The 23,549-nt window shown below is 59.3% G+C and carries 20 protein-coding genes; 13 read left to right on the top strand and 7 right to left on the bottom strand.

Features of this window, described 5'->3' with window-relative positions:
- Nucleotides 1–7: 7 nt before the first annotated feature.
- The 4 genes from BN2664_RS09515 to tkt all read right to left on the bottom strand — a co-directional run bounded on the left by BN2664_RS09515 (nt 8) and on the right by tkt (nt 5,107).
- On the bottom strand, nt 8–244 hold the full coding sequence (locus tag BN2664_RS09515; protein ID WP_081586585.1) for a lactococcin 972 family bacteriocin: 237 nt from the start codon (nt 242–244) through the stop codon (nt 8–10).
- 190 nt (nt 245–434) lie between these two features.
- Complete coding sequence (locus BN2664_RS02700) at nt 435–1,385, bottom strand: glucose-6-phosphate dehydrogenase assembly protein OpcA (RefSeq protein ID WP_231723437.1); 951 nt, start codon at nt 1,383–1,385, stop codon at nt 435–437.
- Between the two features lie 32 nt (nt 1,386–1,417).
- Nucleotides 1,418–2,926 (bottom strand): glucose-6-phosphate dehydrogenase, encoded by a 1,509-nt coding sequence (zwf, locus tag BN2664_RS02695; RefSeq protein ID WP_007001756.1) that lies wholly within the window; start codon nt 2,924–2,926, stop codon nt 1,418–1,420.
- Nucleotides 2,927–3,028: 102 nt separating this feature from the next.
- On the bottom strand, nt 3,029–5,107 hold the full coding sequence (tkt, locus tag BN2664_RS02690) for a transketolase (protein WP_007001757.1): 2,079 nt from the start codon (nt 5,105–5,107) through the stop codon (nt 3,029–3,031).
- A gap of 136 nt (nt 5,108–5,243) precedes the next feature.
- On the opposite strand from tkt, the gene xerD reads away from it, so the two are divergent.
- Genes xerD through der form a run of 8 tightly spaced genes read left to right on the top strand, consistent with a single transcriptional unit; the run spans nt 5,244 to nt 12,455 of the window.
- A complete protein-coding gene (gene xerD / locus BN2664_RS02685) occupies nt 5,244–6,161 on the top strand; it encodes a site-specific tyrosine recombinase XerD (protein WP_007001758.1) in 918 nt (305 codons plus the stop codon).
- A 37-nt stretch (nt 6,162–6,198) separates the two neighbouring features.
- The gene (locus tag BN2664_RS02680; protein WP_007001759.1) at nt 6,199–7,050 is read left to right on the top strand and encodes a ParA family protein; all 852 of its coding nucleotides are present in this window, start codon (nt 6,199–6,201) and stop codon (nt 7,048–7,050) included.
- A gap of 15 nt (nt 7,051–7,065) precedes the next feature.
- The gene (locus tag BN2664_RS02675; RefSeq protein ID WP_058120611.1) at nt 7,066–7,890 is read left to right on the top strand and encodes a segregation and condensation protein A; all 825 of its coding nucleotides are present in this window, start codon (nt 7,066–7,068) and stop codon (nt 7,888–7,890) included.
- A 23-nt stretch (nt 7,891–7,913) separates the two neighbouring features.
- Nucleotides 7,914–8,465: an SMC-Scp complex subunit ScpB gene (gene scpB / locus BN2664_RS02670; RefSeq protein ID WP_007001761.1), complete on the top strand. Its 552-nt coding sequence runs from the start codon at nt 7,914–7,916 to the stop codon at nt 8,463–8,465.
- On the top strand, nt 8,462–9,184 hold the full coding sequence (locus tag BN2664_RS02665; RefSeq protein ID WP_007001762.1) for a pseudouridine synthase: 723 nt from the start codon (nt 8,462–8,464) through the stop codon (nt 9,182–9,184). Before scpB ends, BN2664_RS02665 begins: the two co-directional genes overlap by 4 nt.
- A 39-nt stretch (nt 9,185–9,223) precedes the next feature.
- Nucleotides 9,224–10,327, top strand: a complete 1,104-nt coding sequence (locus BN2664_RS02660) for a prephenate dehydrogenase (RefSeq protein WP_007001763.1) — start codon at nt 9,224–9,226, stop codon at nt 10,325–10,327.
- The gene (gene cmk / locus BN2664_RS02655) at nt 10,324–11,016 is read left to right on the top strand and encodes a (d)CMP kinase (RefSeq protein WP_007001764.1); all 693 of its coding nucleotides are present in this window, start codon (nt 10,324–10,326) and stop codon (nt 11,014–11,016) included. The genes BN2664_RS02660 and cmk overlap by 4 nt, the downstream gene beginning before the upstream one ends.
- Nucleotides 11,013–12,455, top strand: a complete 1,443-nt coding sequence (der, locus tag BN2664_RS02650) for a ribosome biogenesis GTPase Der (RefSeq protein WP_007001765.1) — start codon at nt 11,013–11,015, stop codon at nt 12,453–12,455. Before cmk ends, der begins: the two co-directional genes overlap by 4 nt.
- Before the next feature lie 47 nt (nt 12,456–12,502).
- Here the strand turns inward: der and BN2664_RS02645 are convergent, their stop codons facing one another.
- On the bottom strand, nt 12,503–13,303 hold the full coding sequence (locus tag BN2664_RS02645) for an IclR family transcriptional regulator (protein ID WP_007001766.1): 801 nt from the start codon (nt 13,301–13,303) through the stop codon (nt 12,503–12,505).
- 326 nt (nt 13,304–13,629) lie between these two features.
- On the opposite strand from BN2664_RS02645, the gene BN2664_RS02640 reads away from it, so the two are divergent.
- The 5 genes from BN2664_RS02640 (at nt 13,630) to BN2664_RS02620 (ending at nt 19,544) form a co-directional block, all read left to right on the top strand.
- Nucleotides 13,630–14,976: a gluconate:H+ symporter gene (locus tag BN2664_RS02640; protein WP_007001767.1), complete on the top strand. Its 1,347-nt coding sequence runs from the start codon at nt 13,630–13,632 to the stop codon at nt 14,974–14,976.
- Between the two features lie 95 nt (nt 14,977–15,071).
- On the top strand, nt 15,072–16,676 hold the full coding sequence (locus BN2664_RS02635) for a mannitol dehydrogenase family protein (RefSeq protein WP_007001768.1): 1,605 nt from the start codon (nt 15,072–15,074) through the stop codon (nt 16,674–16,676).
- Nucleotides 16,676–17,791: a mannonate dehydratase gene (locus BN2664_RS02630; RefSeq protein WP_007001769.1), complete on the top strand. Its 1,116-nt coding sequence runs from the start codon at nt 16,676–16,678 to the stop codon at nt 17,789–17,791. The genes BN2664_RS02635 and BN2664_RS02630 overlap by 1 nt, the downstream gene beginning before the upstream one ends.
- Complete coding sequence (locus BN2664_RS02625; protein WP_007001770.1) at nt 17,791–18,441, top strand: bifunctional 4-hydroxy-2-oxoglutarate aldolase/2-dehydro-3-deoxy-phosphogluconate aldolase; 651 nt, start codon at nt 17,791–17,793, stop codon at nt 18,439–18,441. The genes BN2664_RS02630 and BN2664_RS02625 overlap by 1 nt, the downstream gene beginning before the upstream one ends.
- On the top strand, nt 18,438–19,544 hold the full coding sequence (locus BN2664_RS02620; protein ID WP_007001771.1) for a sugar kinase: 1,107 nt from the start codon (nt 18,438–18,440) through the stop codon (nt 19,542–19,544). The genes BN2664_RS02625 and BN2664_RS02620 overlap by 4 nt, the downstream gene beginning before the upstream one ends.
- A 108-nt stretch (nt 19,545–19,652) precedes the next feature.
- On the opposite strand, the gene BN2664_RS02615 is transcribed toward BN2664_RS02620, so the two are convergent.
- Both BN2664_RS02615 and ppc read right to left on the bottom strand, forming a co-directional pair.
- The gene (locus BN2664_RS02615; protein WP_007001772.1) at nt 19,653–20,279 is read right to left on the bottom strand and encodes a TetR/AcrR family transcriptional regulator; all 627 of its coding nucleotides are present in this window, start codon (nt 20,277–20,279) and stop codon (nt 19,653–19,655) included.
- A 412-nt stretch (nt 20,280–20,691) separates the two neighbouring features.
- Nucleotides 20,692–23,490 (bottom strand): phosphoenolpyruvate carboxylase, encoded by a 2,799-nt coding sequence (ppc, locus tag BN2664_RS02610; protein ID WP_007001773.1) that lies wholly within the window; start codon nt 23,488–23,490, stop codon nt 20,692–20,694.
- Nucleotides 23,491–23,549: the final 59 nt, after the last annotated feature.

Here is a 23,549-nt window from a genome sequence, read left to right as displayed (position 1 = left end):
CTAACGGCTACGAGACCCTGTAATGGTAATGAAAATTCTGCCAGGGCGTACGGCCTTGATATTCCGCTATTGACTTCTTACCGGCCACGGTGTTAGTGGAGCGAAATAGCAATTTAGTGTCATTGGCATTTGCGATTGATGACCCATGTGTTCTATTGACGGTATAGTAAGAATAAGCTTTGCCGAAGCCCCTTTTACCGTACTCCCATATACCACCCTCAGCGGGATACTGCACTGACGCCATGGCTACGGGAGCGGCTACGAGAATCAGAGCACCAACTCCCGATAGTATTTTTGCCGTTACCCGGCTTATTTTTGACATATTAATTGCCCTGCCGAATCGTTATGACTATTCAGTTAATTGCGTTATGAGGATGATTCTACTCTCCGCAGTACACGAATCAAGGAAAAGCATATTGAAAAAATGTTTTCGATCAGTTGTTGAAGTAGGCGCTCTGAAGTACCGCCGCATACGCGGGGTCGGGATTAAGATCGCGCAGATCCTCAATTAACATCGCTTCGATGCTTCGGCGGGGAAGCGAAACTTCCTGGTCGTGACGGCCCGGGCGGTGCATCACTGCGAAATCTGATCCGGGTGAGCGGCGCAGGCTAATCTCGCCCGGTCCGCGCAAGCTAAGCGTCACTGAATTAATTGCGCTTCCGCGCCCCGGCGTCAGCGTAATGTCTGCCCCACTAAGGAGCCGCAACCACGCCACCATGAGGTACGTCGAGGCATTATTTGGATTTCCGTCTACCACGCCGCCGGTAATCAGTTCCTCGGTATCCGCCTGGTGCGCGAATTCGTCGACCATGGCGGCGATATGGTTGCGCCAGAGAGTGATTCCTGCCCACGCCAGGTCGGTATCTCCGGGTTGGTAGGCCTCGCGGAGGTTGCTCAGCATTCGGAGCGGATCATCGGCGGTACGGCTGGTTGTAATCCGGCGCTGCGCCATTTTTCCAATCTCGGTTGCGGCGGGATTATCCGGAGCTTTTTGTATCCACCAGGAAACAATCGGCGCGTCCGGAAGGAGGAGCGGCGTAACGAGCGTTTCGGCATTGGTGCCGGCGTCTCCCACGGTCCGCAAAATAACAATTTCCGAAGCCCCCGCTTCCGATCCGGTACGAATCTCCGCGTCAAGCCGCGAGGACGCCCGATCTTCACCGCTCTCCGCGGCTTCCGGTTTTCCGCCGGCTCTCAGGAGCACAATAATCCGCGCCGGATGCGCGCGGGAGGCCCCGGCCGCGGCTGAGAGCGCGTCGCGAACGCCGCCCTCGGTTTCCGCCAAAATAATCAGCGTCAAAACCCGGCCAAGAGCACCGGATCCGGCGGTGCCGCGTAGCTCGTCAAGGCGAGAGCCGACCTTAGCCGCCGTAGTATTCGTCATATGAGTAATCATTTTTCTCCCAGAAGTTTTCGCTAGGGGCGCCGCCACACGTGGCCATTTGCAGCGAGCATTGCATCGGCACCCGCCGGCCCCCAGGTGCCCGGGTGATAGGTCTCAAGAGTCTCCGGGGCGCTTTCCCAATAGTTTTCGACCTGATCGATAATGCGCCAGGATTCTTCTACCTCGCGCCACTGGGGGAATAGCGGCGGTTCGCCAAGGAGAACATCCAAAATGAGCCGCTCGTAGGCTTCGGGGGTGTATTCGGTAAAAGCGTGGCCATAGGCAAAATCCATGGTGACGTCGCGCAGGCGCATTTCTGACCCCGGCACCTTCGAGCCGAACTTAAACGTGGTGCCTTCGTTGGGTTGCACCCGGATCACCAGGGTATTTTGCCCGAGTCCAGAAATATCATCAAACGGCAAGAACGGCGGGCGCTTAAAAACGATCGCGATTTCGGAAACCCTCCGGCCCAGCCGCTTTCCGGTGCGCAGATAGAACGGCACCCCGGCCCAGCGTCGCGTTTCCACACCCAGCGCCATCGCGCCGTAAGTGTCGGTAATCGAATCGGCAGGTATGCCGTCTTCTTCGCGGTACGCCTTGACCCGCTCTCCGCCCTGCCAGCCGCCGGCGTACTGCGCGCGCACCGAATTCGTCTCTGCCGGGCCAAAGAGGTGGGTTGCCTTGAGCACCTTTTCCTTTTCGGCGCGCACGGCATCGGCGGTGAAGGCCACCGGCTCTTCCATAGCGGTGAGTGCGAGGAGCTGGAGCAGGTGGTTTTGAATGACGTCACGGGTGGCTCCAATACCGTCGTAATATCCGGCGCGCGAACCAATACCTATGTCCTCCGCCATGGTGATTTGCACGTGGTCGACGTGCGCGGAGTTCCAAATCGGCTCGTACAGCTCGTTGGCAAAGCGCAACGCCATAATATTCTGCACGGTTTCTTTGCCGAGGTAGTGGTCAATGCGGAACACCGAGCTTTCGGGGAACACGGCCCGCACTGTTTCGTCGAGTTCGCGTGCGGAGGCGAGATCGCGCCCGAAGGGCTTTTCAATCACCACGCGCCGCCAGCTCCCGTTCTCGCCCCGGTTCAGGTCGGCGCCCGCCAGCCCCTCGGTAACCACCGGGAATAGACGCGGGGGAATCGACAGGTAGAAGGCGAAGTTTCCGCCGGTACCCCGCGTTTCATCAAGCCCACGCAAATGCTGCGCCAGTGCGCGATACATTTCCGGATCGTCGTAGCCGCCAACAATTAGCGAAACTCCATCCAGGAGCTGCTTGAGTGCGGTGTCCGAAACCGGTGTTTTTGCGCCCTCGCGCACGGATTGTTCAACCGCGCTCCGCACGTCAATATCTCGCCGTGCCACGCCCACAATGGAGAACGACGGCGGGAGTAGGCCGCGGTTGGTGAGGTCGTAAAGTGCCGGCAGGATCTTGCGCTTGGCGAGGTCGCCGGTGATACCGAAAAGCACAATGCCGCAGGGGCCGGCGATTCTCTGCAAACGCCGGTCCGTAAGTGCACGCAATGGGTTAGTCGTCATAGTTCCTTAAAAGTAGCCGAGACCCGGGCGAAATCCGCTCGGGTCTCGGTCTGTGGTTTCGTCCGCGCCTATCTTACTCGGAAGCGGGCGCGAGTTGCCGCCTTAGCCGCGCGCGGCCTCGATGCTCTCGAGAGCCTTCTCGGCAACGGTTTGCGCGTTGATATGGAAGTGCTCCATCACCTCGCCACCGGAAGCCGATTCACCGAATTCGTCAATTCCAACACTTCGGCCGGCATCGCCCACGTAGTTCTTCCATCCCAGTACCGATCCGGCTTCCACCGAAACGCGAGCCCCTACCTCGGGAAGGATCACGGAGTCGCGGTACTCCAGCGGCTGCTGGTTGAACCATTCGAGGCAGGGGAGGGAGATAACCCGTGCGCCAACGCCCTTTTCAGCCAGTTGCTTTTGTGCCTCAACGGCCACCGAAACTTCGGAGCCAGTGGCCAGAAGCTGCACGTCTACCGAGCCGGTGGGAGATTCGGCCAGCACGTAGCCGCCCCGCTTCACACCCTCGCTATCCGTGCCTTCCAAAATCGGCAAGCCCTGGCGGGTCAGCACCAGGCCGATCGGTCCGCCGTCGTGCAACTCGAGGGCGGCGCGCCAGGCGGCCGCGGTCTCGTTGGCGTCCGCGGGGCGAACGATTGCCGTGTGCGGAATCGCGCGCATGGCCCACAGGTGCTCGATGGGCTGATGGGTGGGGCCGTCCTCGCCAACGCCCACCGAATCGTGTGTCCACACGAAAATCGTGGGAACACCCTGAATTGCGGCCAGGCGCACCGCCGGGCGCATGTAGTCGGAGAACACGAAGAAAGTGCCGCCGTAGGGGCGGGTGAGCCCGTCGAGCTGAATGCCGTTGAGGATCGCGCCCATGGCGAATTCCCGAATACCGAAGTGCAGGGTGCGTCCATACGGGTTACCCGGGAACATCTTCGAGCCGCGACGCTCGGGTAGGAACGAGGGCTCGCCCTTCATGGTGGTGTTATTCGACCCCGCCAAATCGGCAGAGCCGCCCCACAGCTCGGGAAGCACGTCCTTTAGTGAGTTGAGCACCTCTCCGGAGGCGGCGCGGGTGGCGATACCCTTCGAGCCGACCTCCCAGCGGGGAAGCTTTTCTTCCCAGCCGGCGGGAAGCTGATGTGCTCGCACCCGCTCCAGAAGCTCGGCGCCCTCCGGGTTCGCCTTCTGCCAAGCGGTGAACTTCGCGTTCCAGGCCTCGTGTGCGGCCTTGCCGCGCGCCGCGGCATTTTCGCGGGCGTGGGCAAGAACGGCGTCGTCGATCTGGAAATCCAGATTCGGGTCCAGCCCGAGGATTTCCTTGGTGGCGCGGATTTCTTCCTCGCCGAGAGCCGATCCGTGCGAGGCGCCGGTGCCCTGCTTGGTGGGTGCCGGCCAGGCAATAATGGTGGAGAGCTTAATAATGGACGGCTTGTCCGTCACCTTCTTCGCCTCCAGAAGCGCGTTGTAGAGCGCCTCGGGATCTTCCTTGTAGCCATCTTCGCCAATCCAGTTCACGTGCTGGGTGTGCCAGCCGTAGGCCTCGTAGCGAGCCAGAACATCCTCGCCGAAAGCAATCGAAGTGTCATCCTCAATGGAAATGCGGTTGTCATCGTAAATAACGATGAGGTTGCCCAGTTCCTGGGTGCCAGCCAGCGAGGCTGCCTCGCCCGAAACGCCTTCCTGCATATCGCCGTCCCCGGCGATCACGTACACGAAATGGTCGAAAATCGATTCGCCCGCTGGCGCGGTGGGATCGTAAAGCCCGTGCGCGCGCCGGGAAGCCATCGCGAAGCCGACGGCGGTGGCAACGCCCTGGCCAAGCGGGCCGGTGCTCATCTCTACGCCCTTGGTGCGGCCGTACTCGGGATGTCCGGGAGTCTTCGAACCGAAGGTACGAAGTTGCTTGAGGTCCTCAAGCTCAATATCGATTCCCGCCAAGAACAACTGCAGGTACTGGGTGAGCGAGCTGTGGCCGGCGGAAAGAATAAAACGATCCCGCCCGATCCACTCGGTATCCGCGGGATCAAAATCCATGATCCGCTGATAAAGCACGTAGGCGGCGGGGGCTAGCGACATCGCGGTGCCGGGATGGCCATTTCCAACTTTCTGGACGGCGTCCGCCGCAAGTGCGCGGCTCGAATCGACCGCGCGCTGATCGGCATCGGACCACTCAAAGTTAGCCATTCAAAATCTCCTCATTGATGATTGTTTGGATAAAACGAAAAACTCCGCACTATGAGGTCCAGTCTACGTGTATCGGGCGCGGCGCTCATGGGTATTTCGCTTGGGAGCGTAGCCGCAAGATCGTAAACTAGCCGGGATGGCAGAGAATTTTCAGTCGGTTCCGCTGGAGCGTTCGGTGCGCGAATATATTGCCCACCTCAGCGTGGAGCGCGCGCTTTCGCGTAATACGGTGGGTGCCTATCGGCGTGATCTGCAAAAGTATCTGGATCACCTGGCCCAGCGCGGGGTAACGAATTTGCGAGAGGTTTCCCGTGAGGATGTTGCGTCTTTTCCGGAAGCTTTGCGTGAGTACGCAAGATCCTCGGCGGCCCGGGCGGTTACCGCGGTGCGCGCCTTCCATAAGTTCGCTTTTGAGGAGGGGATGACGCCGGAAAATCCCGCCGCGGATGTGCGCCCGCCAAAACTGCCGCGCCGGCTACCCACCGCCTTGAGCGTTGCGGAAGTTACCGCCCTGATTGAAGCGGCGGGAGCGAAGGGTGACGCGGTGGCCTTGCGTGACCGCGCCCTCCTCGAGTTGCTGTACGGTACGGGCGCCCGGATCTCTGAGGCGGTTGCACTCACTGGCGACGACGTCGACGTCGAAACAAAAACCGTCCGTCTGTTTGGAAAGGGACGCAAGGAACGCGTTGTGCCGCTCGGATCTTTCGCCCTGGAGGCCGTCGAGGCCTATCGGGTACGCGCCCGCCCCGAAATGGCGGCGAAAGGGACAGGCACGGCAGCGCTGTTTTTGAATAAGCGCGGCAACCCGCTCACGCGGCAAAGCGCGTGGGGAATTATTCAGAACGCGGCGAAAAGAGCGGGCTTACGCGATCATATTTCCCCGCATTCGCTACGCCACACCTTCGCCACGCATTTGCTGGAAGGCGGAGCGGATGTGCGGGCGGTGCAGGAAATGCTCGGCCATTCTTCGGTCACCACCACGCAGATTTACACCGCGGTATCCCGGGAGCATTTGCGCGAAGTTTACGCTAGTTCCCACCCGCGGGCGCGCTAGCTGCACCCTCAACGCAAAGGTTCGGTAACCTAGAGGGGTGACCGAACAAGATGCGCTATTCGACCAGCCTGATTCCGTGGATTTCCCGGAGCCCGAACCGTTGGAATCACACGGACCGGCTCGGATTATTGCCATGTCTAACCAGAAGGGCGGGGTGGGTAAAACCACCACCACGATTAACCTTGCCGCGGCCCTAGCCGGCTACGGCAGGCGCGTGCTGGTTGTGGATTTTGATCCGCAGGGAGCGGCTTCCGCCGGCCTGGGTATTAATGCCCGCGCTCTGGAACGCACTATCTACGATGAGCTCATCGCCAATAAGCCGGATATCAGCCAAATCATTCAGCACACGGACGTGCCGAACCTTGATGTGGTACCGGCAAATATTGACCTTTCTGCCGCCGAAATTGTGCTCATTAACGAAGTGGCGCGCGAGCAGGCCCTGACCCGCGTGCTCCGGCCGGTTCTTGACGAATACGACCTCATTATTATTGATTGCCAGCCTTCGCTCGGCCTGCTCACGGTCAATGCGCTGACGGCCGCTCACGGCGTCATTATCCCGCTGGAGGCGGAGTACTTCGCCATGCGCGGGGTGGCCCTGCTGGTGCAGCAAATTGAGCGCGTGCAAGATCGCCTCAATCCCCGCCTGCAAATTGACGGCGTCCTCCTCACCATGGTGGACAAGCGCACGCTTCACTCGCGTGACGTGATGCGCTCGGTACGCGAGGGCTTTGGCAAGAGCGTCTACAACACCTACATTGCCCGCACGGTGAAATTCCCGGATGCCACTATCGCCGCCCAGCCAATTACCGATTACGCCCCCAGCCATCCGGGAGCGGTGGCCTATCGCAAGCTGGCGCGCGAGGTGATCGCGCGCGGCCAATGCGCCTAGAGCGCGAGGCGGGCAGTGACGGATAATCCGGAGTTCAAGGTAAGCCTGGATGTATTTTCGGGCCCCTTTTCGGTACTTTTAGACCTCGTTTCCAAGCGAAACCTCGACCTCACCGAAGTGGCGCTGGGGCAGGTCACCGACGAGTTCATCGCTTTCATTCGCCAGCAAGACGAATTTGATTTATCGGCCGCTTCGGAGTTTTTGGTAGTGGCGGCCACCTTGCTGGACCTGAAAATTGCCCGTCTCCTTCCGCGCGAGGAAAGCGAGGAAGAAGACTGGGAGCTGATTGAGCAACGCGATCTGCTTTTCGCGAAGCTGCTGCAGTACCGGGCTTATAAGGATGTTGCGGCGGATTTCGCGGTTCGCCTGGAGAACTCCGGCAAGGCGGTGGGCCGCGATGTTCCGCTGGAGGAGCCCTACGCGAGCAGCGTCCCGCCCGCCAAGCTCACCCTCACCGTCCAGGAACTCGCCATGCTCGCCGTGCAAGCGCTTTTGCGCCAGCCCGAAGAGCCGGTGGTCGAAATCACCCACCTGCACGATCCGGTAGTTGCGGTTGCCTCCCAGGTGAATTTTTTGGAGCGTCGCCTCGCGCATGTGGGGGAGTCGACCTTCGCCGAGCTGTGCGAGGATGCTCCGAACTCACCTACCGTGGTGTCACGTTTTTTGGCGGTGCTCGAGCTTATTCGCCGTCGCGCCGTCGCGGTCTACCAGTCAGCCCCGCTGGAGGCGCTGGTTATCCGTGCCACCCTGGAGGAAGATACCGGGAGTCCACTTTCGGGGGAGTTCGACGACGCCGCCGCTACCGCTCCGGATACTGAGGCGGGGAAAGACCAGGAATGATAAGAGGCAAGGTTTAAAGCGCGATGGATAATAATCGGGGAGCCATTGAAGCAATTCTTTTTATTTCCGCCCAGCCGGTAACGATTGGCGAACTCGCTACCGCCACCGGACTGACCGAGGCTGAGGCCGATAGGGAAGTGCGCGCCCTGCATGATGACTACGAGGCGAGCGGCGGGCGCGGTATAACTGTGCGCGAAGTGGCGGGCGGTTGGCGTATGTACACCAATCCCATGTACGCCGATGTGATCTCCGCCCACGTCACCCGAGCACATTCGGGTAAACTATCCACCGCCGCGCTGGAAACCCTCGCCGTGATTGCCTATCAGCAGCCCATCTCTCGTGCCCAGGTGGCGGCGGTGCGAGGCGTTTCGGTAGACGGCGTCGTACGAACTTTAGCGACCCGCGGACTCATTGAACCGCGCGGTCAAACGGAGACAACGGGAGCGACGCTCTGGGGAACAACCGACTATTTCCTGGAGGAAATGGGAATGAACTCCCTGGAGGAACTTCCGCCGCTAGCGCCCTATTTGCCGGATAATACCGAGCTGGAAGAAGTAGAGAAGGAAATTCGATGAAAGAACGTTTGCAGAAAGTGATGGCGAACGCGGGGGTCGCCTCACGGCGCCACAGCGAGGTCCTCATCGAGCAGGGACGCGTGAGCGTTAACGGTAATATTGTTCGCACTCTGGGAACGAAGGTGGATCCGGAAACCGACGTTATTCACGTCGATGGGATGCCGATTGCCACCAAGCAGGACGACATCACGATTGCTCTGTACAAGCCGCCGGGGGTTGTCTCCACCATGGAAGATGAGATGGGCCGGCCCTCTTTGGCGCAGTACGTGGAAGATCGCCCGGAGCGCCTGTACCACGTGGGCCGCCTCGACGAAGATACCGAGGGGCTGATTCTGCTCTCCAATAACGGCGAGCTCACCCACCGCCTCACCCATCCCTCCTACGAGATTCAAAAGACCTACGTGGCGCGGGTCGATGGCCAGGTCACTCGCGGACTGGGGAAAGTCCTGGAAAAGGGGATTACCCTGAAAGACGGTCCGGCGAAGGTGGATAAGTTCGTGTTGCGTGAGTCCCAGCCGCGCAATTCGATTGTGGAGCTCACCTTGCATGAGGGGCGCAATCGCCTGGTGCGCCGCATGATGGGCGAGGTAGGCCACCCGGTGCTGGAGCTGGTGCGTATTCAGTTTGCGAATATTAAGGCCGGGCGCCTCAAGCCGGGCCAGTACCGCATTATTGGTGGCAGTGAGCTGTCCACGCTCATGCATATGGTCAACCTGTAACCGTTAATCTGTAACCTTCCAACAGTAGCGAGGATCAAAATGTTGCCGCGCAGGGTTCGCATTATCGGCTCCGGCTTGCTCGGGGCCTCCCTCGGCATGCGCTTGCTCCATTTGGGGGCGCAAGTGGATGTGGAAGATGCGTCTCCGATTGCCGCGGCCCTGGCGCGCGATTTGGGCGCCGGCGATCTGGCGAGTGACGCTTCGCCGCAGCCCGAACTGGTGGTGGTTGCGGTTCCTCCTGACGTCACCGCGGAGGTGGTGTGCCGAGCGCTGGAGCGCTTCCCGGACGCTCTAGTTATTGACGTTGCCTCAGTCAAAGAGGTGATTGGCCGCGAGGTGGCCGCTCACCCTGGCGCGGAACGCTATCTGGGATGCCATCCGATGGCGGGCAGGGAGCGTAGCGGGGCAATCGCGGCCGATTCTGATTTATTCGAGGGTCGGCCGTGGGTGATTTGCGCCCGCGAAGGCGCTGCCGCCCCGGAGCATATCGCCTTGACGCGCGAACTGGCGCTCGACGTCGGGGCTATTCCCTACATTATGGAAGCCGGACAACATGACCGGGCGGTGGCCCTGGTTTCGCATTTGCCCCAGCTCGTCTCTTCCCTGATGGCCGGAGCACTGCGCGGCGCCGAGGAGTCTGATTTGGCGCTGGCGGGCCAGGGCTTGCGCGATGTCACCCGCATCGCCCGCTCGGATGCTTCGCTGTGGGCCTCAATTGTGGCCGGTAACGCCCCGCAGATTGCGCCAATTCTGCGAGAGGTGGGTGAGCAGGCAGTCGCGCTGTCCCGCGCCCTGCATTCCACCGGCGATAACCCGGTTGCCGGTGATGGCGCCCTTGCCGTGGCGCGCACCGTCGCGGCCGGAAACGAGGGCGTCAATCGAATTCCCGGCAAGCACGGCGGAGCGCCGCGCCGCTACGGGCACGTTATTGTTTTGGTTCCCGATCAGCCCGGTCAGCTCGGCCGTCTTTTTGGAGATATTGGCGAGATCGGCGTGAATATTGAAGATCTGCAAATGGAACACTCACTCAACCAGCCCGTGGGCCGGGCGGAGCTCTCGGTTCTTCCGGCGAGCGCGGAAGGCCTGGCGGCCGGTTTGGGGGAGCGCGGCTGGCAGGTCATTGTAGAGGGGAGCGAGAAATGAGCGTCGTCATTGCGATTGACGGCCCGAGCGGGGCGGGCAAATCCACCGTATCCAAGGAGCTAGCGCACCGGTTGGGGATTGCGTACCTGGATACCGGTGCCATGTACCGCGCCGCCGCCTGGTGGGTAACGCGCGCGCAAATTGATACCACGGACCGGCAGGCCGTGGCCGGGGCGGTACGGGCTATGGATTTGTCCATGCCCCTCGATCCGTTCCACCAGACGATTTTTATGGACGGCGACGATATTACGAAGGCGATCCGCACCCCGGAAATCGCCCGAAGCGTCTCCACAGTTTCGACGAACCTGGCGGTGCGGGAGATTCTGGTGAGCCGTCAGCGCGCTATTATTCACGACGCCGAAGACGGGATTGTCGCGGAGGGCCGCGATATCACTACCGTGGTTGCGCCCGATGCGGATGTGCGCGTTCTGCTCACCGCCTCCGCCGAGCAACGGGTGGCGCGCCGCGCGGCCGAGGTACGGGGAGGCACCGATGCCCAGGCCTTAGCACTCACCCGCGGTGAGGTAATTGGCCGTGATGCGAAGGATTCGACCGTGGTGGACTTCACCGAGGCCGCCGCGGGAGTGACCACAATTGATACCACAAACCTAACGATTGAAGAAGTGGTGCAAGCAATTATCGAGCTCATTCCGGCCGAGCGGCGTCCGGCCAAGCGAGGAGAATCATGACGAACAACGAAGAGGCGAACCTCGAAGAGCGCGTGATGCGCGCGGGGCTTGATGCCTACGAACTATCCGCGGAGGACCTGGAAGTTCTGGAAGGGAAGGAAGCGGCACGCGAGGCCGGGTTTCCCGTCCTCGCCATTATTGGCCGGCCTAATGTTGGCAAGTCCTCGATTATTAATCGCATTGTGGGTCGGCGGGTTGCCGTAGTGCAGGACGAACCCGGGGTCACTCGCGACCGCGTCTACTACGAGGCGGAATGGAACGATAAGCGCTTCACCGTGGTCGATACCGGCGGGTGGGAGAACAATGCTCGCGGTATTGATGAGTCGGTAGCCAATCAGGCCGAAATCGCCATGCATAGTGCGGATGCGATTTTGCTGGTCCTGGACGCGACGGTCGGAGTGACGAATACGGACGAGGCCCTCGTCAAAATCGTGCGACGCGCGAATGTTCCCGTGATTGTGGCTGCCAATAAGGTGGACTCGGAGGCTCAGGAAGCCGACGCCGCCTATTTGTGGAGCCTTGGATTGGGTGAACCGCACCCGGTTTCCGCGCTACACGGGCGCGGATCGGGTGAGCTCCTGGATGTGATCGTGAAGGCTCTTCCCGAAAAGTCCGCGGTTGCTAGCGCGCGCCCGCAGGGAGGACCGCGCCGAATCGCCCTGGTCGGGCGACCAAACGTGGGTAAATCCTCGCTACTCAATCAGCTGGCGGGGGAGAACCGCGTGGTGGTGGACAATTTGGCCGGAACCACCCGCGATCCGGTTGACGAAGTGATTGAACTTGACGGAAAGCCGTGGGTTTTTGTCGACACCGCGGGAATTCGCCGCCGCGTTCACCAAACCACCGGCGCTGATTACTATTCCTCCTTGCGCACCCGCGGAGCGATTGAAAACGCCGAGCTGGGGCTGGTGCTTATTGATGCCACCGAGCCGCTGAGCGAACAGGATATTCGGGTGATGCAGCAGGTGATCGATGCAGGCCGCGCCCTGGTGATTGTTTGCAATAAGTGGGACGAGGTGGATGAGGAGCGCCGCCTGCAGTTGGAGGATGAGCTAGACGTAGAACTGGTGCAGATGCAATGGGCACAGCGGGTGAATCTTTCCGCCAAAACTGGCTGGCATACCAACCGGCTGACTCGCGCTATGGAAACCGCGCTTGATTCCTGGGATCAGCGCATCACCACCGGAAAGCTCAATGCTTTCCTGGGTGAAACCGTTGCCGCTCATCCGCATCCTGTGCGCGGCGGCAAGCAACCGCGAATTCTATTCGGTACGCAGGTTTCCAACCGCCCGCCGCGCTTCGTACTGTTCGCCTCCGGATTCTTGGAGCACGGTTACCGCCGGTTCCTGGAAAATCGGCTCCGCGAAGAGTTCGGATTCGAAGGCTCGCCGATTGAGATCTCGGTGCGAGTGCGCGAGCGGCGCGGGAAGAAGTCCTAAAAGTCCCGCGTCCAGGTGCGCTAGCGCTGAGCGTTGCTAGGCTGCGCTTAGTCTCCAGTGCCGCTCAGCGCGGGGGACACCGTGATACCGGAAGAGCCGGGGAGCGCTGATAGCTCCTCGGCCATTCCCTGTGCCACCTCACGGGCCCGCTCAAAGGGGAGGCGTTCGGCGGGGGCGGAAACGGAAACCGCGGCGGTGCGTCCGTCGGGAAGGTAGAGCGGAACGCCAACGCAGGCGATACCTGCTTCGTTCTCTTCCTGCTCATAGGACCATCCCTCGGCGCGCACTCGCTCGAGGTTTTCTACGAACGATTCGCGGAGCGCCGGGCCGGATTCCGGCACGCGCTCGAGATACCAATTGATTTGGTCCTCGGAGAGGCCAGCACCGCCAAGTAGGGCCCTGCCCAATGCCGTTATGGGGGCGGGAACCTCGCGGCCCACAAACGAGACAACCCGAATGGCCCGGTCCGGCTCCACTTTGTCGATATAGCGCACGTGGTCACCCGCGAGGACTCCGGCGTGAACAAGCTCGTTAAAGCGCAAGGAAATTGCCACGAGCGCCGGATGGAGGGTTTCTTTGAGCATTTCCGTGCGAGTAGTGTACCTCACGAGGGGAGCGACGCCGTCACCCAAAAAATAATTACCGGTTTGTGAATCTTGCTCAACCCAGGTGCGGGTTTTTAACGCTCCCAGAGTGTGATGAGTGGTGGCCTTATTTGATTCAACGGCAGCGGCTATTTCTCCCAGGGGAGCGCCGGTAGGCCCGCATTCGGCGAGGTATTCAATAACGGAGAGGGCACGGTCCACCGTGGACAGTTTTTTATTCTTTCGTTTTTCGGAACTACCCATGCGCCCTCCATCGAAGCGGTATTGCCAGGTTATTTTAGCCTGTAAGCACGAGAGTCTACGTTGAGAAAAAGAATTATGGGCAAATTCGGGTCGGAGCTGATTGGCAGCCCCATAAACTTTCGCTTAAAGGGTGGTACGCCAGGAGAAAAAGGGTAGACTAGTTTCTACTGCACAAACGGTCGTTTCATATATCGAAACGGGGTGGATTCCGACCCACGGGCCCACGCTTCCACCCGCGTCGATTATTCCCTGGCACCGCTGCCAGGTGGCCGTTTCGATGCTCGACAATAGAAAAACCGCCCGCGTGGCGAATATGAAGGGATCATATGTCTATTCTCTGGCTCTGTGTGGGCATTGCCATCATGCTTGTCCTCAATATCAAGTTCAAATGGAACTCGATGCTCGCCCTGCTTTTGGCGGGTGCTGTGGTGGGCCTGTGCAACGGAATGACTCCGGGGCACACGCTCGAATCCATTTCGAAGGGCTTTGGCTCTACCCTCGGATCGCTCGCGATTATCGTCGTCTTCGGCGCCGCTATTGGCAAGCTAATGGTGGATTCTGGAGCTTCCAACGTGCTTGCCAGCACCCTCATTAAGAAGTTCGGCGTCAAGTACATTCGCGTTGCGGTGGCAATTATCGGCATGATTTTCGGAATTGCCATGTTCTACGAGGTTGCCTTCTTGATGCTGGCGCCGCTGGTGATTTCAATTGCCCGTGAGGCAAAGATTTCTTGGCTCTCCTTGGCTATTACCGGCGTGGCAGCGGCAACGATTTCACACTCAATCTTCCCGCCGCAACCCGGCCCGGTGGCGCTTATTGACGCTTACAACGCCGATTACGGCACCGTCTACATTATTGGAATCCCCATGGCGATCTGCATGCTCGCGGTGGGCGGCTTCCTCTACCCGCGTCTGATTGGAAAGTTCGCGAATGCCGATCGCCCGGTTCCGAAGTTCATGCAGAAGGACGAGGACGTGGTGATTGATAATCCGCCGTCGTTCGCAGTCTCCCTGCTGGTGCCGCTCTCGCCGGCGATCATTATGATCAGCGTGACGATCTGCAATATCTTCATTGATAAGGAGTCGATGCTCGGCCAGTGGCTGAATTTCTTTGGCTCTTCGCAGGTCGCCATGGCAATTGCGCTTGTGCTCGCCTTCCTGCTTTTCGGCACTCGCCAAGGCCACAATATGGACTGGAATATGAACTGCTTCTCCTCTGCGGTGCAGTCCATCGCCGGCGTGGTGATGATCATCGGCGCAGGTGGCGCCTTCAAACAGATTGTTCTGGACTCGGGAATCGGTGACTACATCGGCAAGATGATGAGCGCCGGAACAATCTCTCCCTACATTATGGCATGGCTCATCGCTGTTATTATTCGTCTCGCTACGGGCCAAGGAGTCGTGGCGGCGATGACGGCAGCGGGTATTATTGTGGGAGCAGTCACAGATCCTGCGACGGGAGCGATGATCGCGGGCGTCAATCCGGCGCTTCTGACCCTCGCCACCGCCTCGGGAGCTAACTTCTTGACTCACATTAACGACGCCTCGTTCTGGCTGTTCAAGGAGTACTTCGACCTGTCGATCAAGGACACGCTCAAGACCTGGGGCGGCTTGCTTGCGAGCGGCTCCGTTATGGGCTTGGCGTTCGTCATGGTCTGCTCGATATTCATTTAGGTGAGGTTCGCGCCAGCGAAGCTGACCGCAATGAAACGGGGCAGGTTCCTCGTTGAAAAACAGAAAACATACACGAATCAAAGGTGATAACGGATATGAAGCTAACGATTGAGTCCCTCCGCGAGCACGCGGATGAATTCGAAAAGGCCGGGGTGCGCGTACCCGAATTTGACATAGCGCAGATACAGGAGAAGGGGAAGAAGGATCCGCGCTGGGTGCATATCGGTGCCGGTAACATCTTCCGCGTTTTCCAGAATCGAATTGCGGATGATCTGTTGGCGGACGGTGAGTTCTGGCCGATTACCGCGGTGCAACCGCGCGGGCCGGAAACCCTCAAGCGCTCGTTGCAGGATTTCGACAATCTGACTCTGGAAGTCGTCCTTTCCAATGAGAAGACCGATTATCGGGTCATCGCAGGAATTTCCGAGTCTCTCGCCTCGGAGCTGGAGGAAGATTTCCAGCGGCTGAGGGAAGTCTTTGTGCAGCCGCAGATGTCCTTCGTTACCTTGACCATTACCGAAAAGGGCTACGTGGTGACGGATTCGAAGGGTGAGCTACGCGACGACGTCGTCGAGGAAATTGAAAAGGACCCGGAGGCTAACCACCTGCACACCATGGCTGAGCTGGCAGGCCTGCTTTTGGCTCGCTACAACGCCGGCGGGGCTCCGATCACTCTGGTATCCGCGGATAACTTCTCCCACAACGGCGACGTTATGAAGAAGGGAATCCTCACCGTTGCCGAGGGTTGGGTAGAGCGCGGCGCGGTGGCGCCGGAGTTCGTCGAGTGGCTCAAGGATGAATCCAAGGTGAGCTACCCGATCACGGTCATCGACAAGATCACCCCGCGCCCCTCGGAAGTCGTGGCGGAGCAGCTCGCTGAGCTCGGCTTTGAGGATATGGAGTTGGAGGTTATCGGCCGCACGCCGATGGCGGGCTTCGTGAACACCGAGCCGGCGGAGTACCTGCTCATTGAGGACAAGTTCGCGGGGGAGCGCCCGCCGCTGGAGAAGTACGGCGTGATTATTACCGATCGCGAGACCTGCGACCAGTTCGAGCGGATGAAGGTGACGACCTGCCTCAACCCGCTCCACACCGCGTTGGCGGTTACCGGATGCTTGCTCCGCTTCCCGACCATCGACTCGGAGATGCGCGATGAGGATCTTTCCCGCCTGGTGCACGTGCTCGGCTATAACGAGGCCATGCCGGTGGTAACCGACCCGGGCGTGGTTTCCCCGCAGGAGTTTCTCAAGGAGGTTCTCGAGGTTCGCTTCCCGAACCAGGCCCTGCCGGACGATCCCGCGCGTATCGCGATGGACACGTCCCAGAAGATCCCGATTCGTTACGGCGTAACGCTCAACGAATACGAACGTCGCGGTATGGATATGGACTCGCTAGTGGCGATCCCGCTCGTCTTTGCCGCGTGGTGCCGGTACCTGCTCGGAATCGCCGACGACGGCGAACCGTTCACGCCGTCCACCGACCCGCTCCTGGACGAACTTCAGGAGCAGCTCAAGGATGTGAATCTTGGCGAGCCGGTCGACGCGCACGCAAAGCTTCAGCCCATCCTCTCCAATGCCAATATCTTTGGCATTGACCTATACACCACTCCGCTTGCGGAAAAGGTGGAATCCCTATTCACTCGCATGGTCGCCGGCCCCGGCGCCGTTCGTTCGACGATTCATGAGGAGATCAACAAGTAATGAAGATGACATTCCGCTGGTACGGCGAAGGGCATGACCCGATTCCCCTCCAGTACATCAAGCAGATTCCTGGCGTTTCGGGCATTATGGGAACCCTTTCCTATAAGGAAGCCGGAGAGAACTGGGAAAAGGACGAGATCAAGGAACTAGTCGACGGCGTTCACAATGCCGGCCTCGAGTGCGAAGTCATTGAATCAGTCAACGTCCACGAGGACATCAAGCTGGGGCTTGATACCCGCGACGAGTACATCGCTAACTACCGGACGACGATTGAGAACCTGGCCGAATTTGGCGTGAAGGTAATCGTTTACAACTTCATGCCCGTATTCGACTGGCTTCGCACCGATCTGGCGCACGTCGATGAGGAAGACGGCTCGAACTCGCTGTTCTACGATGAGGACGCGATTCAGGGCATGACCCCGCAGGACATCGTCAATAAGACGGCGGAAGAGTCCGGCGGGCTTACCCTCCCCGGATGGGAGCCGGAGCGCTTGGCTCGCCTGGATGAAGTGATGAAGCTTTACCAGGGTATGACGGCCGAGAAGCTGCTGGAGAACTGGAAGTACTTCCTCGAGGGCGTCATTCCGACCTGCGAGAGGGTAGGCATCCGCATGGCCTGCCACCCGGACGATCCGGCTTGGGACCTGTTCGGCATCCCGCGCGTTTACAAGAGCCTTGAGGATATTGATCGCATCCTCGATCTTTACGATTCGCCGGCTCACGGCCTGTGCGTGTGCATTGGCTCGCTGGGCTCGAGCGTTCACAACAAGGTGGACGAGATTCTGCGTCACGTTGGCAGGCGCGGCCGGCTGGTGGCTTCGCACCTGCGAAACGTCAAGCACTTCTCGGAGCGCACCTTCAAGGAAGCCCCGCACCTTTCCCGCACCGGCGATCTTCCGATGGAGGAAGCTGTTGAGGCGATTTACGACGTCGAGAAGGAAGCCGCGGACGCGGGTAAGCCCTTCGAGGTTTACGTACGTCCGGATCACGGCCGCATGATCTGGGGCGAGGAAGGCCGACCTGGCTACCCGCTCTATGACCGTGCACTCGGCACCCAGTACCTCCTTGGTCTCTGGGATGCAACGAAGAAGCAAAAGGAGCAGGCGAAGAACTAATGGCTAAGAAGGAACTACCTAACGCCTTACCGTTCCTCGAGGAAAACCCGATTGTCCCGGTAGTTGTTATCGACAATGCCGAGGATGCCGTAGCGGCGGGCGAAGCGCTCGTGGCCGGCGGGGTTAAGTGTGCGGAAGTTACCTTCCGTACCCCGGCTGGACGCCAGGCGATCAAGGAGATGTCCAAGGTCGAAGGCATGACGGTCGGAGCCGGAACGATTATTAATCGCGAATGGGCTGAAGAAGCGGCCGATCTGGGTGCGAAGTTCTTCGTTTCCCCGGGTTGGAGCGCGGGCGTAGCAGACGTGGCAATTGAGCGGAACATTCCGTACCTGCCCGGCCTACAGACCGCCACCGAGATCATGATGGCTCTCGAGTACGGCGCCAAGGCAGTCAAGTTCTTCCCCGGTGGGGAAGCGGGCGGCCTGAAGATGGTAAAGGCCCTGCGCGGGCCGTTCCCTGATCTTCTGTTCGTACCTTCGGGCGGCGTGAACGCCGAAAACCTGACCGATTGGATTTCCAATCCGGCTATTGCCTCGGTCTCGGGTTCGTGGATCATTAAGCGCGATCTCATAAAGGAACACAAGTTCGAGGAAATCACGCGCCTTTCACAGGAGGCGACGGATAAGGTCAAGGAGGTTCGCAAGTGAGCGAAGGTTTGAAGATTAAGTCCGCCGAAGAAACAACCTATGACATTGTTTCCCTCGGTGAAGTCATGTTGCGTTTGGATCCGGGCGATTATCGCATCCGTACCGCCCGTTCCTTTGCGGCCTCCGAAGGCGGCGGCGAATACAACGTGGCGCGCGGTTTCCGCCGGGCCTTCCGCAAGCGCGGTGCCATTCTTACGGCGCTGGTTCGCAACGAAGTGGGTCTTCTGCTCGAAGACCTCATCCTGCAGGGCGGCTTGGATACCCAGTTCATTCACTGGGTGGACGACGACGGTATTGGCCAGTCGGCACGTAATGGCCTGAACTTCACCGAGCGCGGTTTCGGCGTGCGCGGTGCGGTTGGTTGCTCGGATCGTGCCCATACGGCGATTTCACAGATGAAGCCGGAAGATATCGACCTCGATTACCTCTTCGGGGAACTCGGCGTTCGCTGGCTACACACCGGCGGTATTTACACCGCGCTTTCGGAGCAGACCTCCGAAACCGCCAAGGCCGTAATGTCCAAGGCGAAGGAATACGGGACGATTGTTTCTTACGATCTCAACTTCCGTTCTTCGCTCTGGAAGAGCCACGGTGGCAAGGAGCATGCGCAGGAAGTCAACAAGGACCTCGCGCAGTACGTTGACGTAATGATCGGCAATGAGGAGGACTTCACCGCCTCGCTCGGTCTCGAGGTCGAAGGTGCAAACGAGAACCTGGATAATCTGCAGGTCGAATCCTTCCGCAAGATGATCGAAAAAGCCACGGAAACCTTCCCGAACTTCCAGGCCATCGGCACCACAATGCGCCAGGTGCGTACCGCCTCCATCAACGATTGGGGAGCGGTCGCGTGGATGAAGGGGCAGGGCTTCGTACAGGCGCGTCAGCGTGACGGCCTGGAGATCTTTGACCGCGTGGGCGGTGGCGATTCCTTCGCTTCCGGCCTCATCTACGGCATCATGGAAACCGGAGACATTGAGAAGGCCGTCAACTACGGCGCCGCTCACGGCGCTCTGGCCATGACGACCCCGGGTGACACCACGATGGCTTCAGTTGAAGAGATCGAAAACCTCGCGGCTGGTGGCTCGGCTCGCGTCAAGCGCTAAGGCGAGGTAGCGCCAGGTAGCTACTGCCTGGCATAAACCTAAAATCCGGCCGTTCCAAGAGTTCTTGGAGCGGCCGGATTTTTATATGTAAACGAAAGAAACGAGGATTTAGCCCTGCCGGTAGTTCGCTGCCCACTCCAACAGCACGGTAAGGAAGCGGGGCGTCTTGTAGTCATCTCGACGCTCCAGCAGGCCCTCCACGAAATGAGCCGTCAGGGGAGTGTCTCGCTCGAAACGAGCAGAGGCATCCTCATCCACGCTCTCCGGTCCATCGGTGTAGGTGATGTGGAGCTGGCAGGTCTGGCCGGCTACGCACGCCACGAGAAAAGCCGCGGTGTCCTGGTCAAAGCCATCAGCCATAACATTAGAGATAGCCGCCTCAAACGCCGGCGCACCCCACAGAGCCAGGCGGGGATCGCCCACCAGCTCGTAGGCGAGGCCCTCATACTTATCAAGAAGCTTATTGAGGCGCTCATGGAATACATTAAGAGTCGCCTGGTAGTTCAGCCCGCCCTCAACCGGATCAAACTCCTTTAAGGCACGCTGAATAGCAACTTCGACGACTTCCTGACGGCCGGAGAAAATGCGGTACACTGCGGGTGCCGCAACGCCAATCTCACTGGCAATGTCGTTCATAGTAAATGTATGAACGCCGATCTCCAGCGCCGCCTTGACGACGTCATCCGCATTGAACCGCTGCTTACGGCCTACTTTTTTCGGTCTTGAATCTTTCACGCTCTCTCTCCTAGCTAGTTATTCTATAAAAATATGCCATACGACCTGCGACGATAGAACTAGTCTCTCAATATGTTTCCCGGGTTTTCCCAGTGTTTCGAACAGGTCGTCCACAAATACGGACCAGGAAAGTTTACTCGTTAGAGCGGCCCCTGCAAGCCCTTAGCCGCATTACTTATCCCATGCATAGACGTTGATAAGTTTCGCTATCTTAACGCCAAAGTTATACGCGAGAATGATTCGTAAAAACGGCTATATTTAGCGAAATTTACGGCTCTAAGATTAGCTATATTTTTATAGTCGGGTTTGATTGGCGTTTACCAGCTATTCACCCTGTGATGAACGTAACTTAAAGTAATGCGGGTAGCGAGCGGCTTTTCGCCTCTCGCTACCCGCGTTTTACCATAAGTTGTTATCCCGTATTACGCATTCCGGCCGCAATACCGTTAATCGTGGTGAGCAAGGCCCGTGTGTAGTACTGGATTTCTTCCGAGTTGGGCTCGGCATTCGCCCGCACGCGCTTGAGCATGGCGACCTGCATATAGTGAATCGGCTTGAGGTACCGATCGCGCACATCAAGCGTGCGCTGCAGGGTGGGTTGGCGATCGAGGAGGGCATTCTCCGCAACCAACCACTCGATCTGCTCCACCGTCAGCTCATATTCTTCCTTGATCTGGGCAAAGATCCGCCGCAGGGAGGGATCGGCCAGCGATTCTATGTAATATGCCGCAATTTCCATATCGGTCTTTTTGAGCGTCATCTCAATATTGGAAACCGTGGCAGAGAAGAACAGCCAGTTCTCCTGCATGGACTTCAGAGCGTCTCCGTAGCCGGCTTCGCGCGCGGCCTTGATTCCCGATCCCGCTCCGAACCAGCCGGGCACAATCTGGCGTGCCTGCGTCCAGCCAAACACCCAGGGGATAGCGCGCAGGCCATCCAAGCCCTTTTCCGAGGTGGTGCGCTTAGACGGACGCGAACCAATTTTCATATCGCCCAACTGCTCAACCGGCGTCGACTGCACGAAGTAGCTGGGCAAATCCGGATCCTGCGCCAGTACCCGGTAGCGATCGTAGGCGCGATCGGAAAGGAACTGCATAATCCGCGTGTTCTGTTCCTGGCTCTCAGGGGAGTGGCGGGACTGCTTGTGTAGCGAAGACCCTTCCAAAACCGCGGCCAGAGACAGCGAGAGATTCTCTAGCGCTAGCTCCGGCAAGGTGTATTTATCGGAAATGACTTCGCCCTGCTCGGTGAACTTGATGGAACCATCAAGCACCCCGGCTGGCTCGCCCATAATTGCCTCATACGTTGGGCCGCCGCCGCGCCCCACCGAACCACCGCGTCCGTGGAATAGGCGGAGCTTCACGCCGTACTTCGCGGCAACGTCGCGCAACTGGCGCTGAGCCCGGTGGATCTCCCACTGCGAGGTAATCACGCCAGCTTCCTTGTTCGAGTCGGAGTACCCGAGCATAACCTCCTGCACATCGCCACGCATGCGGACGATCTCGCGGTAGGAAGGATTCTCGAAGAGTTGAGTAAGGATCTTTCCGGCGGACTGTAGCTCGGGTACTTCCTCAAGAAGTGGCACAAAGCCAATATCGGCGTGCTTGTGTTCGCCTTCTAGGCCGATCAGGCCAGCCTCGCGGGCCAGAAGCGCCACGGCGAGAATATCATCGGCGCCGTGGGTCATGGAGACGATATAGCTTTGGATACACTGCTTACCGTAGATCCCGTGGGATTCCTTGATCACCCGGAAAACATCGAAGGTTTGGCGGGAAGCGGCCGAAACTGGGCTATCTTCCTGACCAATCGTTGCCGGGACGAGGGGACGCGAGGATGCCAACTCCTCGGCAATCAGCCGAGTGCGCTCCTCTCGATTGAGCTCACAGTAGCGCCGCTCACCGAGGGTAGCCCCGAAGCGGTCGAAAAGCTCACCCAACAAATCGTGATGCTTCTCGGAGTGCTCGCGCACGTCGAGAACGGCGAGAGAAAGCCCCATTCCAGAGGTAACCTGCTGAGCCAAAAGCAACTCGGAATCCGCAATCCGATCGCCTCCGTGGCGGCGCAGAGCATCGCGAATCACCTGGAAATCAGCGTGTACTTCCTCGGCGGACTGGTAATCGTCGCCATCCACATGGGGGCTCCGCTGGGTGATCCGCCGCTTTGTGCGTCGCAGCTTCTCGCGCATAATCCCCAGCTTGATGCGGTAGGGCTCTTCCTCGTAGAGAGCCCGCTCTGCCGGATCGATGAGAGTCTCATTGCGATAGTCACGCGCAAGAGAAGCCTGAAGCTCGGGATCTGCACCGGTGAGGCTGGAGGAAACCGAGAGCAGCTGCATCGCGCGGTTAATGAACTCAATGGCGATGTCGATCGCCGTCGCCGCCTGCAGGGTGAGAACCTCACGGGTCACTTGCGGGGTGACGTAGGGGTTACCGTCGCGGTCGCCACCAATCCACGAACCAAAGCGGATGGGTTGCGCATTTTCCGGAAGCTCGACGCCGTACTTGGCTAGCTCGTCGCGCAGAATCGTGAGCAGTTCCGGGAGGGTGTTGAGGTACAGGCTCCGCAAGTACCACATAACGTTGCGGGCCTCGTCAATTGGCGTGGGCTGGAAACGCCGCAAATCGTCCGTCAGCCAAATGCTCTCAATCAGGGTCGCCAGCTGGCGGTCCTGCCGGGCCCGAGCAGCCGTGCCCTCCGGCGTCGCTTCACCCACAATTTGCGAAACGCGCTTCAGCTTCGTCAGCAACGCGCGCCGCTGCGCCTCGGTGGGGTGGGCGGTGAAAACGAGGCGAACGTCGAGTTTTTTGACCGTTTCACGCAGTTCGTCGACGCCGCCGTGCTCAACGATTCGCCGAATCGCGCGCGGAATCCAAGATTCCGGATCCTCGGCACCGCGAATGGAACGAATGCGGTAGACCTGCTCGGCGGAATTCGCGAGCAAGAAATACTGGGAAAAAGCCCGCGTGAGAACGATTGCTGTTTCCAAAGGCACCGAATTAATACGCCGCTGCACTTCGGAGGCGGCGTCGGCGGCGTCAAGATCGCGAGAAGCCGCGCGCACATCCTCAACCAGCTGCAACACATCTTCGCCGTGTTGCTGCTCGATTTCTTTACCTAGGAGAGTAGATAGTCTGCGAACGGCCGCGCGAAGCGGGGCGTCCAAATCTTCCGCCGTCTCATCGGCGGCGTTATGTGGGAGCTGGGGTTCCACGAAGACCTCCTCATGCTGAACTCTGGCCCTACTCTACCGCTGGAGCACCGGGGGCAGCC

This window comes from Actinobaculum massiliense, from assembly GCF_001457435.1.
Lineage (GTDB): Bacteria > Actinomycetota > Actinomycetes > Actinomycetales > Actinomycetaceae > Actinobaculum > Actinobaculum massiliense.
Note: the sequence above shows the minus strand (reverse complement) of the source record. Positions and strands in the feature narration are given on the sequence as shown.